At 35.8% G+C, this 15045-nt stretch carries 17 protein-coding genes and 1 other RNA gene; 5 read left to right on the top strand and 13 right to left on the bottom strand.

Annotated elements, in window-relative coordinates; translation table 11 throughout:
* Positions 1–7: 7 nt before the first annotated feature.
* Positions 8–277 (bottom strand): phosphocarrier protein HPr, encoded by a 270-nt coding sequence (locus ACTWP4_RS12305; RefSeq protein ID WP_443129067.1) that lies wholly within the window; start codon positions 275–277, stop codon positions 8–10.
* 103 nt (positions 278–380) lie between these two features.
* Entirely contained in the window at positions 381–1328 is a 948-nt protein-coding gene (locus ACTWP4_RS12300; RefSeq protein WP_443129066.1) for a lysophospholipase, read from the bottom strand.
* A gap of 131 nt (positions 1329–1459) precedes the next feature.
* Between ACTWP4_RS12300 and secG the strand changes: the two genes are divergently transcribed.
* The 5 genes from secG (at position 1460) to ssrA (ending at position 6178) form a co-directional block, all read left to right on the top strand.
* A complete protein-coding gene (gene secG, locus ACTWP4_RS12295; RefSeq protein ID WP_443129065.1) occupies positions 1460–1690 on the top strand; it encodes a preprotein translocase subunit SecG in 231 nt (76 codons plus the stop codon).
* A 176-nt stretch (positions 1691–1866) separates the two neighbouring features.
* Positions 1867–2619 (top strand): alpha/beta hydrolase, encoded by a 753-nt coding sequence (locus ACTWP4_RS12290; protein WP_443129064.1) that lies wholly within the window; start codon positions 1867–1869, stop codon positions 2617–2619.
* A 113-nt stretch (positions 2620–2732) separates the two neighbouring features.
* Complete coding sequence (gene rnr / locus ACTWP4_RS12285) at positions 2733–5006, top strand: ribonuclease R (protein WP_443129063.1); 2274 nt, start codon at positions 2733–2735, stop codon at positions 5004–5006.
* A 235-nt stretch (positions 5007–5241) separates the two neighbouring features.
* A complete protein-coding gene (gene smpB, locus ACTWP4_RS12280; RefSeq protein WP_443129062.1) occupies positions 5242–5706 on the top strand; it encodes an SsrA-binding protein SmpB in 465 nt (154 codons plus the stop codon).
* A 132-nt stretch (positions 5707–5838) separates the two neighbouring features.
* Positions 5839–6178: a transfer-messenger RNA gene (ssrA, locus tag ACTWP4_RS12275) on the top strand.
* Positions 6179–6788: 610 nt separating this feature from the next.
* Here the strand turns inward: ssrA and ACTWP4_RS12270 are convergent.
* The 11 genes from ACTWP4_RS12270 to nagZ all read right to left on the bottom strand — a co-directional run bounded on the left by ACTWP4_RS12270 (position 6789) and on the right by nagZ (position 14938).
* Positions 6789–7196: an LAGLIDADG family homing endonuclease gene (locus ACTWP4_RS12270; RefSeq protein WP_443129061.1), complete on the bottom strand. Its 408-nt coding sequence runs from the start codon at positions 7194–7196 to the stop codon at positions 6789–6791.
* A 340-nt stretch (positions 7197–7536) separates the two neighbouring features.
* Positions 7537–8397: a DUF421 domain-containing protein gene (locus ACTWP4_RS12265; RefSeq protein ID WP_443129060.1), complete on the bottom strand. Its 861-nt coding sequence runs from the start codon at positions 8395–8397 to the stop codon at positions 7537–7539.
* An 18-nt stretch (positions 8398–8415) separates the two neighbouring features.
* Positions 8416–8622 (bottom strand): DUF1657 domain-containing protein, encoded by a 207-nt coding sequence (locus tag ACTWP4_RS12260; RefSeq protein ID WP_443129059.1) that lies wholly within the window; start codon positions 8620–8622, stop codon positions 8416–8418.
* A 12-nt stretch (positions 8623–8634) separates the two neighbouring features.
* Positions 8635–8985: a stage V sporulation protein AE gene (gene spoVAE / locus ACTWP4_RS12255; protein ID WP_443129058.1), complete on the bottom strand. Its 351-nt coding sequence runs from the start codon at positions 8983–8985 to the stop codon at positions 8635–8637.
* Positions 8982–9986: a stage V sporulation protein AD gene (gene spoVAD, locus ACTWP4_RS12250; RefSeq protein WP_443129057.1), complete on the bottom strand. Its 1005-nt coding sequence runs from the start codon at positions 9984–9986 to the stop codon at positions 8982–8984. Before spoVAD ends, spoVAE begins: the two co-directional genes overlap by 4 nt.
* Positions 9986–10465: a stage V sporulation protein AC gene (gene spoVAC / locus ACTWP4_RS12245; RefSeq protein WP_443129056.1), complete on the bottom strand. Its 480-nt coding sequence runs from the start codon at positions 10463–10465 to the stop codon at positions 9986–9988. The genes spoVAD and spoVAC overlap by 1 nt, the downstream gene beginning before the upstream one ends.
* 149 nt (positions 10466–10614) lie before the next feature.
* The gene (locus ACTWP4_RS12240; protein WP_443129055.1) at positions 10615–10821 is read right to left on the bottom strand and encodes a DUF1657 domain-containing protein; all 207 of its coding nucleotides are present in this window, start codon (positions 10819–10821) and stop codon (positions 10615–10617) included.
* Positions 10822–11036: 215 nt separating this feature from the next.
* On the bottom strand, positions 11037–11612 hold the full coding sequence (locus tag ACTWP4_RS12235; protein ID WP_443129054.1) for a class I SAM-dependent methyltransferase: 576 nt from the start codon (positions 11610–11612) through the stop codon (positions 11037–11039).
* A 457-nt stretch (positions 11613–12069) separates the two neighbouring features.
* Positions 12070–12186 carry a biofilm-forming protein gene (locus ACTWP4_RS12230; RefSeq protein WP_443129053.1) on the bottom strand — a complete coding sequence of 39 codons (117 nt, stop codon included), beginning with the start codon at positions 12184–12186 and terminating at the stop codon, positions 12070–12072.
* Positions 12187–12267: 81 nt separating this feature from the next.
* Positions 12268–12972 carry a YetF domain-containing protein gene (locus ACTWP4_RS12225; protein WP_443129052.1) on the bottom strand — a complete coding sequence of 235 codons (705 nt, stop codon included), beginning with the start codon at positions 12970–12972 and terminating at the stop codon, positions 12268–12270.
* Positions 12973–13285: 313 nt separating this feature from the next.
* On the bottom strand, positions 13286–14938 hold the full coding sequence (gene nagZ, locus ACTWP4_RS12220) for a beta-N-acetylhexosaminidase (protein ID WP_443129051.1): 1653 nt from the start codon (positions 14936–14938) through the stop codon (positions 13286–13288).
* Positions 14939–15045: the final 107 nt, after the last annotated feature.

Genomic DNA, 15045 nt, shown 5'->3' with positions numbered 1-15045 from the left:
GTAGTAATTACTCTCCTAGACCTTCTGATTTGATTACTTCGATCACAGCATCTAGTGCCTCTTGTTCATCAGAACCATCAGCAACGATTTTGATTTCAGCACCTTGAGGAATACCTAGAGACATAACACCCATAATTGATTTTAAGTTAATGGATTTCCCGTTATATTCTAAGTTCATATCAGATGCGAAGCTTCCTGCTTTATTCACTAGTACTGTTGCTGGACGTGCGTGAACACCTGTTTCGTCTGTAATTGTTACTGTTTTTTCTACTGCCATAAAGAAAAACCTCCTAATAAAATTATATTTAAATAGTACTACAACCTAATTTTACTCTTTCTATAGGTTATATTTCAAGAGAAATAATAAAGTAACATGATAATTATAAAGATAGTGTAAAGTTGTGACAAGCCATTTGCTTTTGAATCCATGTGACAATTTCGTGAAAAACTTCTGTTTTGTTAGCTTCATTCAAGATTTCGTGCCTTCCATTTTCATATAATTGAAAGTGAACGTTCTCCATACCTATGGAACGATAAAATGCAACGGCTTTTTGAATACCTTCTCCATATTGTCCAACAGGATCTTCTTTTCCACTCACGAAAAATAATGGGAGGTCTTTAGGAATGATGCTAGCTTTATCCTTGGATTGAATCAATTGTAAACCAGTGTAAAGGTCATAAAAAAATTGGTTGGTAGGTGTAAAACCACACCATTTATCTTTTGTATATTTTTCTACTTCTTGCTGATCTGAACATATCCAATCAAAAGCCGTTTTATTATCTGTATGCTTGTTATAGCCGAAAAAGGTAAGTTTATTCATTAATTTTGCTTCTGCATTTTGGCCATTGAAGTAACCAACTGTTTTGGCTAGTTGTTTAGCAATTTTTAGTAATCCGTTTGGTTGGAAACCTGTGCCAATCAGTATCACTCCTGTTAAGTGGTGAGGTGCTATCATCATGTATCTCCTGCTGATAAACGATCCCATGCTATGACCAATGAGAAAAATAGGTGTTTGCGGATATTTTTCCTTAATCATCTCTGTTAATTCAATACAGTCATGCACAACACGATCAAATCCATTTTCGTCTGCTAAATAACCTAACGAGTTTGCATTATCACCTGTTTTACCATGTCCACGATGATCATGACCATATACTGTGAAGCCATGTTCTGTCAGGTATGTAGCGAATTCTCGGTAACGTTCAATATGTTCTACCATACCATGAGCAATTTGAATAATCGCTTTTGGTGAAGAATTGTTCTGCCAACATTTTACGAAAAGCTCATGATCATCATCTGTACGAAACCAAAAAGATTCTTCATGCATCTTTTTCACTCCCCTTCTTTTGTCTATGTTACCATGAGTGTAGTATATAATTAGTAAAAACTTCTTGCTATTTGATATACTTTTTGCTACATTGTAAATATGTATTTGTACGTCTAAGGGGGGTTTGCAACATGTTAACCGTTGCAATGACTTTATTAATTATTGATGCCATCGTATTAATCGTATTTGTATTATTACAATCCGGTAAGAGTGCAGGACTATCTGGAGCGATTTCAGGTGGAGCAGAGCAATTATTCGGAAAGCAAAAAGCAAGAGGTATCGATGCTGTATTGCACCGTGGGACAGTTATAACTGGTGTATTACTATTTGTTCTTACTTTTGCTATTGCGTATATATTATAATCCAAAAATAGGACAAAATAATATAGCATCAATATAACATCCTTTGCAAAAGCAGAGGGTGTTTTTGTTTAAATTGAAAAAGAATGTGAAAAGATTTAAAGGGAAGTATATTTAATAGTTAAAGGATATGGGTACATTACGTTTGTCCCACAGTTGCGAAAGGGGTATACATAGAGATGAAGATGAAGCAGCCGGAGCCTTTCATGTTTGAAGGTGACGATCGTGCGGTATTATTATTACATGGGTTTACAGGGCATTCTGCTGATGTGAGGATGCTTGGCAGATATTTAAACAGTGAAGGATATACCTGTTACGCGCCGATCTACCGTGGGCATGGTAAGTCACCGGAAGAATTAGTCGGAGTTACTGCTGATGAGTGGTGGGAAGATGTCCAAGCAGCATATCAGCATTTAAAAGATAATGGCTATCAAAAAATTGCCGTGGTAGGTCTTTCGCTAGGAGGAGTATTAGCACTACGACTTGCTGGAAATACGCCATTACAAGCTGTGGTCACGATGTGTTCACCGATGTTCTTTGACAATGAGGAGCAACTTACGATCGGCTTTCGTAAATTTGCCAAAGAATATAAACAATTAGAAGGAAAAGATGGCGATAAAATCGAAGAAGAAGTGGAAAGATTATTAAAAGATTCGAAAGAACTATTTCGAGAAATTGAGACATCGATTACTCGTGTCAAAGAAAATGTGGATATGATTTACACGCCAACATTTGTAGCACAAGCAACAAATGATGAAATGATTAATCCAGAGAGCGCGAATTATATTTATGAAAATGTAGAATCTGATAATAAACAAATAAAATGGTATGAAAATGCTGGACATGCGATTACATTCAGTAAGGATAAAGATCAATTACATGAAGATATTGCAGCATTTTTAGAATCACTAGACTGGGAAAAGCCATACTAAACAAGAAAAGCTCAAAAATACCCGTTAAAAAACTCACTTGTTTCGGGGCACTTGGAGCATAGACATCTCTGTATATACTTACATTAAATTAAAAATACGAATGAGGTGACGGCATGGAATCACTACAACAACAAATACTAGACTTTTTTAATGAAAATGCTACAAAGCCTTTATCTGTACTGGAAATAGAAGAGGTTTTAGAACTGGAAGATGCAGATCAATTTACGGAATTGATGAAAGCTTTAAATGCTTTGGAAGATTCAGGAGAATTAATTCGTACTCGCAAAAACCGTTACGGATTACCGGAAAAAATGAATTTAATCCGTGGAACGATTCAGATGCACGCGAAAGGGTTCGCATTCTTAATCCCGGATGACGAAGCAATGTCAGATGTTTATATTAATCATGCAGACTTAGCTTCCGCAATGAATGGAGACAAAGTTTTTGTCCGTGTCGACCGTCGTGATGATGACGGAAAAAGAGCAGAAGGCGTCGTCGTAAGGATTATTGAACGTTATTCAAAAGAAATTATCGGTACGTATGAAGATAACGGGGCTTTTGGTTTTGTTATCGCTGATGACAAACGAATACCAAATGATATATTTGTACCAAAAGGAGAAGCAAAAGGCGCAGTAGATGGTCATAAAGTTATCGTTGAAATCACTAAATATCCTGAAGGCAGAAAAAGTGCAGAAGGAAGCGTTATTGAAATTCTAGGTCATAAAAATGACCCAGGTATGGATATTTTATCAATTATTTATAAAAATGGGATTGCCATTGATTTTCCACCAGAAGTTCTAGAACAAGCTGAAAGTATTTCCGAGGAAATAAGAGAGGAAGAAATCCAAGGGCGCCGTGATCTACGGGATGAAACGATTGTTACGATTGACGGTGCAGATGCCAAGGATTTAGATGATGCGGTAACCGTAAATAAATTGGACAATGGTAATTATAAATTAGGGGTTTATATTGCCGATGTTACCCATTATGTAAAAGAAGATTCACCAATTGATAAGGAAGCTTTTGAACGAGGAACGAGTGCATATTTAGTTGACCGAGTTATTCCGATGATTCCGCACCGTTTATCCAATGGTATTTGTTCATTAAATCCACAGGTAGATCGTCTTGTATTAGGCTGTGATATGGAAATTAATGCAAAAGGTGAAGTAGTAAATCACGAAATATTTCAGGCAGTCATAAAAACTACAGAGCGAATGACCTATAAAGCGGTGAACCAAATATTGGTGGATAATGATCAGGAAACAATAGATCGTTATGAATCGTTAGTACCTATGTTTAAGGACATGGAAGATTTAGCGGAGATTTTACGTGGGAAACGATTTGGACGCGGTGCAATTGACTTTGACTTTAAAGAAGCACAAGTATTAGTGAATGATGAAGGAAAAGCAGAGGATGTTGTGATTCGAGAACGATCAGTAGGGGAACGATTAATTGAAGAGTTCATGTTATGTGCTAATGAAACAATAGCTGAACATTTTCACTGGATGGATGTACCTTTTATTCATCGTATCCACGAAGATCCTGACCCTGCTAAACTGCAAACATTCTTTGAGTTCATTGCAAGATTTGGTTATGTCGTAAAAGGAACATCGAATGAAATTCATCCGCAAGCTTTACAAAATGTTTTAGATGAAGTAGCGGGAACAGATGAAGATATGATTATTTCCAAACTGATGTTACGCTCAATGAAACAAGCGAAATATGATCCAAATGGTATTGGACATTTCGGTTTAGCAACCGAGTTTTATACCCATTTCACATCACCGATCCGAAGATATCCAGACTTAATCGTTCACCGTCTAATCCGTACCTATCTGATTGAAAATAAATTAGATGAAAAGACAAGACAGCATTGGAAAGATAAGATGCCTGTTATTGCCAAACAAGCTTCATTAAAAGAAAGAGCAGCAGTAGACGCTGAACGCGAAGTAGATGACTTGAAAAAGGCAGAATACATGCAAGATAAAATCGGGGAAGAGTATGAGGGTGTAATCAGCTCCGTTACGAATTTTGGTCTGTTTGTTGAACTGCCTAACACAGTGGAAGGTCTTGTTCATGTAAGTTATTTAACAGATGATTATTATCATTTTGACGAGCGGGCTTATGCGATGATCGGTGAAAGAACAGGAAATGTATTTCAAGTCGGTGACGCAATCACGATAAAAGTCGCTCAGGTCAATTTAGATGAGCGAGCAGTAGACTTTGAAATAGTTGGGATGTTACCGAGAAAGAATAAACCGTCAAAAGAAGGAAAAGTAATTAATGCCAAGCGTGGTAATGGAGATTTGAAAAAGACAGCCAAAAAATCGCAAAAATCTGCTGAAAATGGCAAGAAAAAGAAAAAAGGCCGTAAAAAGAAGAAATAATTAACGATAAGGTATGTTATGCTTGCCTCTTGCAATGGTTCAATCCACGCTTGTCGTGGATTTTAGACGATAACTGTTGTTGTAAGTGTCTTGGCAATCCAGCTGCTGGGTGTGTTTCACGGTATAGAATAATCGACTTTATTTTCATCCCATTCATAAAATTCTAACTAACTATTCGCACGTTTCTCGATTTTTTGTTAAAATAAGCTTTACGTAGCAATAGGAGGAACGGAATATGGGAAAAAATAATGGAAGAGTTATCGCGCAAAATAAAAAAGCAAATCATGATTACTTTATAGAAGAAACCTATGAGGCTGGACTGGTTCTTCAAGGAACGGAGATTAAGTCAATTAGGGCAGGTCGGGTCAACCTAAAAGACAGCTTTGCAACGATTAAGCAAGGGGAAGCATATATTAACAATATGCACATTTCAACTTATGAGCAAGGTAATCGTTATAATCATGAGCCTACACGTGCCCGTAAATTATTATTACATCGTAATCAAATCGATAAATTAATCGGAGAAAGTCAGCGGTCAGGTTATTCGATTATACCTTTAAAGGTGTATATTAAAAATGGTTTTGCCAAAGTATTAATTGGCTTAGGTAAAGGGAAAAAGAAATATGATAAACGGGAAGACTTGAAACAGAAACAGGCAAAACGAGATATGGACCGAGCGATTAAAGATAGATTGAACTAAATTTTACCAAGTAAGTTATCTTGAATTCCATATGTTTTATGTTATAATAAGAATATCGGCAGGACATCTAAAAGTTAATAAGAGCATGATTGCTCTTGTCCGTGTGCCCTTATATATTTTATATGGGGACGTTACGGATTCGACAGGGGTAGATCGAGCTCAGGTTGCGCGTCGAGGTTACGTCTCGTAAAACGTTAACGCCAATAATAACTGGCAAAGAAAACAATTACTCTTTAGCAGCTGCGTAAGCACTGTTAAAGGATCCTTCCTACCATCGCCCATGTGGTAGATTGAAGGGTCACACTCATTAGTGGGCTACGCTACCATCCTCCGTCTGTGGATCGGTAGAAGAGACTAATCAGACTAGCTACTCGGACGCCTGTTGGTAGGCAGATGAGCTAGCGAATTCGTAATATACCAACTATGCGTGTAGACGCCTGAGTGACGATATCCTTGGACGTGGGTTCGATTAGAAAATAGTCGCCTTATGTGGTAACACATAAGTGAAAATTCGGCTTTATCGGTGAAACCTACGTTGCCATTACGGTAATAAGGCAACACCGAGCGGTATGTGAAGTAATTCAACAGCCGTGTATCGACTTATAGACTACCTTTTTATTAAGAGGTAGTACTAGGATGCAAAATACTGCTTTCTTTATCATAAGAAAGTGAAATCTAAATTTTGCATAATACGCCGAGGATCCTGTGTTAGATTATACAGGTTCAAGATATAGTCAGTGCCATGACGAAAGCATGGAAGAGCACGTCCCACCGTCTCCACCAATACATAATTGGTGGTTTTTTATTGCAAAAAACCTTCTTAGGTGTATTTTTACAAAGCGAATTCTTAGAATATTGAAATGGCAAATCGAGAATGTTGCAACTTGACACGGAACCTCTATAAAAAGGTTATTTAGTCAATAAGCCAGCTGTAATAAGGGTTGTCTAAATAATCAGGTATCATTTTCACTTTATGTATACAAGTTGCAACGGCATTTACACATTGTAATAATCTCTATTTTGATATTGCATTACATGTATTAGGTGGCCATTCAAAAATAATATGTGTAATTATATCTTTTTTACAATTTAAAAAATCTCTCTTCAAATTCAATTTTCTTTAGTAGTTTTTCTTTAGTATATTTACCATTTCTTATAGTAACTGCGTCGTAATGTTTTAAAATCCATTCAGCACGTTTTCTCTTTTTAGTTATTCTAAGATATGGAAAGATCTCCTTCAGAATATAGAGTACTTCTTTTTTCTTTTTGATACTTAATATAAAAGAGTCTTTAAACTTATCAGGTTTGTAATTTTTTTTATTTAATATATTACCACCAGCAATTTTCTGGATGTATTCAAGAAGTTCTAAATCTGTAGAAGCTATAGAAATACACGGACGTCTATGTTCTTTTTCATGCATTCTAGTAAGTGTAATTGTGCCTTCACCATCTATAATTCCTGCTAGATATGCAGATTCATCTACTTTCAAATACCTAATACTCCTTTCTATAGATTATAAGCAATCACTCTCAGAAAGGATTGCTATGATGAACCATAATATATAACCCTTCTTAACGAGTCTGAAAGGAGATCTATTTTTTATTAGTTTATTTATAGTAACATAGTCAAAAACAGGAAATAATGGGTTTCATTTCTTTATAAAAATAATAAGCGCATAGCATCTAAAAATAAGACAACAAGGATAACTGTATCTCTTCAATTACTAAAGTTTCATTTAAGGGTTGTCTTTTATTATTTTATATAAAGTTTATGCGCTTTACCACGAAATAAGATCATCGTACAACTTCGTGAGGATTGCAATAAAAGAATTAATCTTTAAGATAAGGTGTTAACTTTTGTATCGAATCTTCTAGCTTTTTTGCGTTCTTGGCATAAAGACTCTTAGCTGTTTCAGATTCTGTTGCTAAGGCAAATAGCTCAAGATCAGCTTGAGATTTCTTTAAATGGGCAAGCAACAGCGGTCTTTCTTGAGGTTCAGGAACTTGGATCTTATCATCAAACAAATCGACAGTAAGTGCGCCATAGGAATCGATTTGACCAAGGAATACATTTTCAATTGTAATATTCTTTTTATCTAATTCGGTTTGTAACCAACTGCGATTTTTCCCTATGGATGTTAGTGGTTCATCTAATATTTCTCCGTCCATTATGACAATTTTAGGCTCTTTTTCATTAACACTGTCTAAGCCAAGGTCCTTACGAGTGACTGGACGAAAATCCTTTTTAGGTAGAACGCTAATCGAACCTTTTGCCTCAAGAACTGCATACTCCACTTCTGAAAGATCAAATATATCTTTCCCGCGTAATAATTCTAATAACTCGTCTGTTGTATATTTTTCTTTTTTTAAGTTGTCCTCCAGTACTTTACCATCTTTTATAATCACGGTTCCGGATCCTTCCACGAAGTCACGAAAACCTTTGATATGTAGGGAACAGATTTCGATAAGATATATAAATAAAGAGAATACGCATATTCCAACAATGCCGTGCCAAATTTTATTATCAGTATTAATGATAACTTCTGCTGCAATGCTACCAATAGTAATTCCAGAAACATATTCAAAAAAGGAAAGTTCTGATAATTGTCTCTTTCCTAAAAGTTTTGTCAAAAGAAATAAAGCGATTAAAAAGAGTACTACTCTGACGGTTACATCTAACCAATCTGGCACCTGAATCCCTCCTTGATTTCAAAAACCTTTATATTGTTCTTCTTCCCGTTCCAATTCACCAATACGTTTCATAATGTCTTGTTTAATTTCTTCCATTACAAGCATTTGTTCATGAAAGAGGCGCTGAACCTTTTCATCACTTGAGTTAATTGCGAGTGTTGAAAGTCCTGCTTCTATGGTTTTTATGGTGGCAAAACATTGTTTTACATTAGAACTTACTGTCATGATTATTACCCCTTATCCCTTTGGTTTAAAGATGATGGCTGCTATTGTGCCAAATACGATCGCTGCGGATATTCCCGCACTGGTTACTTCAAACATTCCTGTTATGACACCTACTATACCGTGCTTTTCAGCTTCTTCCATAGCACCGTGCACTAAAGAATTCCCAAAATTTGTGATGGGTATCGTTGCACCTGCTCCTGCAAAATCAATGAGTGGATCATATAATCCAAAACCATCTAATATAGCTCCTGCTACAACAAAAGTACTTAACGTGTGAGCGGGAGTAAGTTTAAAAACATCAAACATAATCTGTCCAATGATACAAATAATCCCACCAATGACAAAGGCCCAGAAAAATATCATTCTTTTCCACCTCGATATTCAATGGAGACTGCATGTGCAATACATGGTATTGTTTCTTTTTGTTGAGTTGTTAAGGGAGATAGTAAGGCGCCAGTGGCGACTATAAGCATTCGTTTAATTTCTCCTTTTTTCATACGATTCAATAAATGACCATAAACAACGATAGCCGAACATCCTGAGCCACTAGCTCCAGCTAACACAGGTTGACCTTCACGATAAATCATTAATCCGCAATCTTGAAACTGTTTTTCTGTCACCTGGGTATTATGTTTTTTAAATAAATCTAGAGCACATTCTCTACCAATATGGCCAAGGTCCCCCGTTACTATTAAGTCATAATAAGTTGGATCAATATTCCGTTCCTTCAAATGTGTTTCGATTGTATCGACAGCTGCAGGTGCCATAGCACCACCCATGTTAAATGGATCCGTTAATCCCATGTCGATAACTTTTCCAATCGTCGCTGATGTAACAATGGGACCTTCGCCTTCATTCTTGAGCAGCGCTACTCCTGCGCCTGTTACCGTCCATTGTGAGGTCGGTGGTTTTTGGGAACCATATTCTGTTGGATAACGAAATTGCTTTTCTACTGCTGCATTATGGCTAGAGGAGCCGGTCAATACACAGTCAGCTCCACCATGATTGATAAGAAAAGCTGCTAATGCTAGTCCTTCCATTGATGTGGAACAAGCACCAAATAAACCTAAGTAAGCAGTATCAATTGTTTTTGCTGCAAAATTAGTTGGTGTCATCTGGTTGATTAAATCACCACCAAGGAAAAACTGAACATGTTCTTTAGTAATACGAGCCTTTTCTGTTGCTCTTAAGGCAGCTTCCTCTAGCATTACTTTGTGTGCCTTCTCGTACGAATCTTCCTTTAGCCAAAGATCTTCATGTAATAAATCAAAATCTTCGGCAATCTTCCCTTTAGCCTCAAATGGACCTCCAACTGTACCAGTTGAGATGATGACTGGGGAGTTATCAAAAATCCATGTACGCATTATAGCCCACCCCACTGAATCAAAATAGTTTTAATTAAGGCGACCACAAAAGCGGCAAATACACCGGACATAATGACTGAGCCGGCCAGTTTAAACATATTACCACCAACTCCGAGGATAAATCCTTCGGTGCGGTGTTCAATAGCTGCCGATATGACTGCATTCCCAAAACCTGTTACGGGAACGGCAGATCCAGCACCTGCAAATTGAGCAATTCTATCGTAGACGCCAAATCCTGTTAAAAGCATTGTTATAAAGATCATAACTGCTACGGTAGGGTTTCCAGCGGTTTGTTCAGTAAAATTGAAATTATAGATGAAAAACGTTTGGATGCACTGACCAATCAAACAAATGAATCCTCCGATAAAAAAAGCCTTTATACAATTTGCAAGAATTGGTCTTTTTACTTCCCGTTCACTTTGAAGTTGTTGATATTCTTGTTGAACAGGGGAAAGTTTCTTTTTCTGGTTATCGGACATGAAAACACCTACTTTTATGTTTTTTCTTTAGAAAGTTTAATAATCCGATCAATTTCTTTCGTTAATTTCATCACACCAAATTTTTCGGTTTTTGTTAGGAAAATGTAGGAAAAAGCTAGCTATTATCAGCTAACCTCTTCCATTCATCCTTATTGTTGTTTATATTGCGGTTCTTCCTGTTCGATTTCAGTGACACGAGGTTCTAAATTATCAATAATAGTTTGTGTGTCTTTTGCAGACTGTTGATAAAGTTGTTTAGCTTGCTGATTCTCTGTTCCGAGTGCAAAGGTTTCAAAACTAGCTTGTGCACTTTTTAAATTCGCTAAAGTTGTTTTTACATCATTTATAACTGTCATATTATGACCCCTTTTTTATTTTTTTCAAAGATATTTTACACTTATTATCATCGGTTATGAATTCCTATTTATTCCAAATGTTTCAAGAATTTAAAAATACTAGTCATATAAGTGGGTGTAAAAAATCCCATCCTAGGGGTTTATTTACTTCCTATTGATGGGGATAGAATAAAATTTATCGTATTATATTGCTTGCCTAGAAATAAATGACAGTATTAATATGATATAAAGAAAAGTTCGTTATACAAAAAACATTTTTTGAATCGCTGGATGGTTTTGCAGTTAAAACCCTCCGTTTCAAAATAGTCATAATAACTTTGCTCATTTTGAATATACGAACCGTTATCGGCTTTTTTCATATACCAATTACAAATATTATTCTTTTCAAAGAAACAAGGTTCGATTGCTACAATCATTCCTCCAGGCTTTAATATTTTTCGAAATTGCTTTACATAATTCTTTACTTTTTCAGGTGGGATATGATGCAACACTGCAATAATTAAAATCACATCAATGGAGTGGTTTTGAGTTGTTAATTGGTCGTTATGAAATACATCAAAATCATAATCTGGATAAAGCCTTTTCGCATACCTTATTCTTCTTTCATCCGGATCAATTCCAACATATTTTTCAGGCTTGCAAAGAGTACAATTTACTCCAGTACCTGCTCCGAAATCAAGTACCTTCTTATTATTTAGACTGATGTGTTTTTCAATTCTGTTATGTATATAAATTTGATTAATCCACTTAGGTCGAATTAATCGATGATATAAAATAGGTGAAAGCTCCAACTTTTTTACTCCCCATTTCTATGTTGTTAACATAATGGTTGCTTTTAACAACAGACTACAAGTTAACATCTAATCTGCCCTTGTTTTTTTTCGTTATACTCCTTTTATACAGGAATGAGAGCCTTTGTATACAAGGTATATAGGGTTGGTAAAAGGCTTGACTCCTTTTAAATTTAGCCCAGTTAGTCAATTTATCACGGTGCTAATCGTCCGGAAAACCCCGACTTCAAGGTTCGAGTAAATCAAAGAAGTTAAGTGGGGGATAACAGACGCTAACCCTGCTAATCATCAGTGGGGGCAATACCCACACTGATGGAAGTCTCACTTTATCTCAGTTGGCTCTAGAGTCGCTACGGTTTCTAAACGGGCGCTCTGCGTTTTAAATGAGGCAAGACAGAGCGTCATTGACGTGGTCCAATCAAAAAGAAGGAACCAATTGGCTCCTTCTTGCATTTTCTTATCTGTCTTTTTTCTTTTTTTGTTTTATTGGATTGTCTGTGTTAAATGCAGTTTCGGATTCATGGTCTTTCTTAAGTTGCTCGATGCTTGAATTTTGAATTCCCTTTTTAGCCATGTCTATCACCACCTTTTCAATCATCATTAATTTTCCCTGCATTTTGTAGAAACATTCATTTGCGTACAATTTCTCAGATAACTATTGCTTAGAAATATGATCATCCCTTGTGTCTATATATAATGTTCCATCTTTTTGTATCTCAGCGAAAAAGATATCGGAGATGGAGTTAATTTCAGCCTGTTTCAATTGTGTATCAAGCCAATTTTCATTAAGGTTTAATTTAGATAAGTTTTTCTTGTTGATCTTTCCATCAGAAATAACTTCGGTAGATATGGGAAATGGTTCTGTTTTAACCATTTGAATATTCATATCACTTTTTGTTATTGTCTGTTTATTATCTTTTTTCATTACAGAGAGTGTCCCGTCACTTTCGAAAATGGCATAATCAACATCAGCAACAGAAAATACATTTTTCTTTCTCAACATAGCGTTTAAAGCATTGATATCTAATCTGGCCTTTCGCATTTCATCTTCCATAATTTTCCCTTGTTTAATAAGAATCATCGGCTGTCCCTGGATAACTTCTCGAGCTTTCTTTGATTTAATATCAATTACTCCCATAATGATGGTGAGAATAGCCCATCCACATAAAGCATATATCCCAGCCCAGATGTCTAAGTATTGATTCACAACAAGAGAAGCTGCAATTGAACCAACTGCAATTCCAGAGACAAAATTAAAAAATGTTAACTGTCTCAGCTCTTTTCTGCCCATTATTCTAGTGAGTAGTAAAAGAACAAAAAATGAAGATACAATTCTAATCGTAATTTCTGTAAAATCCATGATATTCTCCTTTGTTATTTCTTCTGATAATTTCCACGTACCACTATACTGTTTTAGATTATCCCGATTAGTATTATTTAACTATGGATTCATAAAAAAATATATACTTGTTGATCTGAAATAAATGTGGAGAGTAAAAGAGAAAAGGGCAGTAGCTTATTCAAAGATTTCTCGGAGGATCAGTAGTTCTTATTCTTATAAAGTGGGAATATGATCAGTGGAGGCCTATCAGACGGTTAGCACCGTGATAAAGTTGGATTAAATTCAAAGACGGACGATCATTTACTGAGTACGTCCGTCATCATTCTTTATCTTAGGTTGAAGATAATAATTCTTTTAACTCTTGATTTAATTTATCGACGTCTATAGACTTGATTTTTCTATCTGTTATACCATATTTCTCTTTCAGTCTTAATACACGATTTACACTGTCATTCAAATTTTCCATCGAAATTTCTCCATTGTTCACAGCTTTTTCAATTGCTGTAAACACTTTGTCGATTTTGTCATATCCATGACAAACCAGTAATAAATCTGTCCCTGACTGAATTGCTTTGACAGCTGCTTCACCAATTGCATAATTTTCTAAAATTGCGCCCATTGTTAAATCATCGCTTATCACAAGTCCATCAAAACCTAATTGCTGTCTGAGCAACCCTTGAATTATTTCTTTTGATAAAGTAGCCGGGTTGTCTGGATCAATCGATGGTACCAATAAATGACCGATCATCATTGCTTCAGCTCCATGATCAATCGCTTGTTGAAAAGGTACGAGTTCTACTTGATGCAATCTATCAATTGAATGATCAAGACGAGGAAGATCGATATGTGAATCAACACTTGTATCCCCGTGACCAGGAAAATGTTTACCAACTGAAATGACATTTTCATCTGCCATGGCTTTCATTTGTGCGATTGCCATCTTACTCACTATATCAGATTTGGTCCCAAAAGAACGGTCTCCAATTACAGGGTTATCTGGATTACTGTTGATGTCGAGGACAGGAGCAAAATTGATATTAAAACCAAATGCTTTCACTTTTTTGGCTAGCAATTTTCCGATCTGATAAGACCATTCACTGTCATTCTTTTTTCCAATTGCTTGACTTGATGGACTAGCTACGATTTCTTCAGGAAACCTTGTTATTCGTCCGCCTTCTTCGTCAACTCCTAAAAATAAAGGGATTTGATTGTCATTAGCCTTTTTTAAATCATTCATTAAATCAACTGTTTGTTGGGTATTTTCGATATTATGCTGTAATAAGATAAATCCTCCGACCTTTTTTTCCTTTATATATTGAGTCACTTGTTGATCAATGGTTGTACTGTCCAGACCGATCATCATTAATTGACCAATTTTTTCGGTTATGGTCATGGAATCTATAGAATAAGAAGGTACTGTTTCTTTTACAGAAGGATCCCATGGCAAATAGACAACCGAAATGTGGCTCAAATTTCTATCAGAGTCATTAGCTTCTGGAGGAAATATTAATTTTAATTGATATGCTTGGTTTACTTGATAGACATATATATTCTGATCCTGAAAGTGTCTTATTTCATCAGGTTTACCTAATACTTGTTCAGTCTCATTTTGAGTAATGTATTGTAATGTATTAGAATAAGATCTTAAGTCGAAAATTTGTCCTTTTTCATTAAATCCAAATACGGTATGTTGTTTGTCGTATGTCGAATAAGTGCCAGAACTAGCTTCTGACTTTTTATCTGGCAAACCCCAGTCTTTCTCCACAGCCATTATAGTATCTTTACCACTTCTCCATTTCTCACTTGATACTTTTCCTGCTTTAGCGATCTGATATAATTTAGTAATTAACCTGCTATTGGATTCAATGGTTGATAAAGGTGTCAGGTTATGACTGGAATAAGCGTGTTCTTTTATTGGTTTGTTACTGCAACTGCATAAGAACGAGAGTAAACAAATTATCAATAATAAACTTAATTTTTTCATTAGTTATATAGCTCCCTATTTGTCTCTGAAGAATTCCAACCTAATAGTATGTTATATAAAATAGACGAAAATAAACACTTTATATTTCAGCTAAAAGGTAGCCGAAT

Source organism: Gracilibacillus sp. D59 (genome assembly GCF_052246695.1).
Classification (GTDB): Bacteria; Bacillota; Bacilli; order Bacillales; family Amphibacillaceae; genus Gracilibacillus.
Note: the sequence above shows the minus strand (reverse complement) of the source record. Positions and strands in the feature narration are given on the sequence as shown.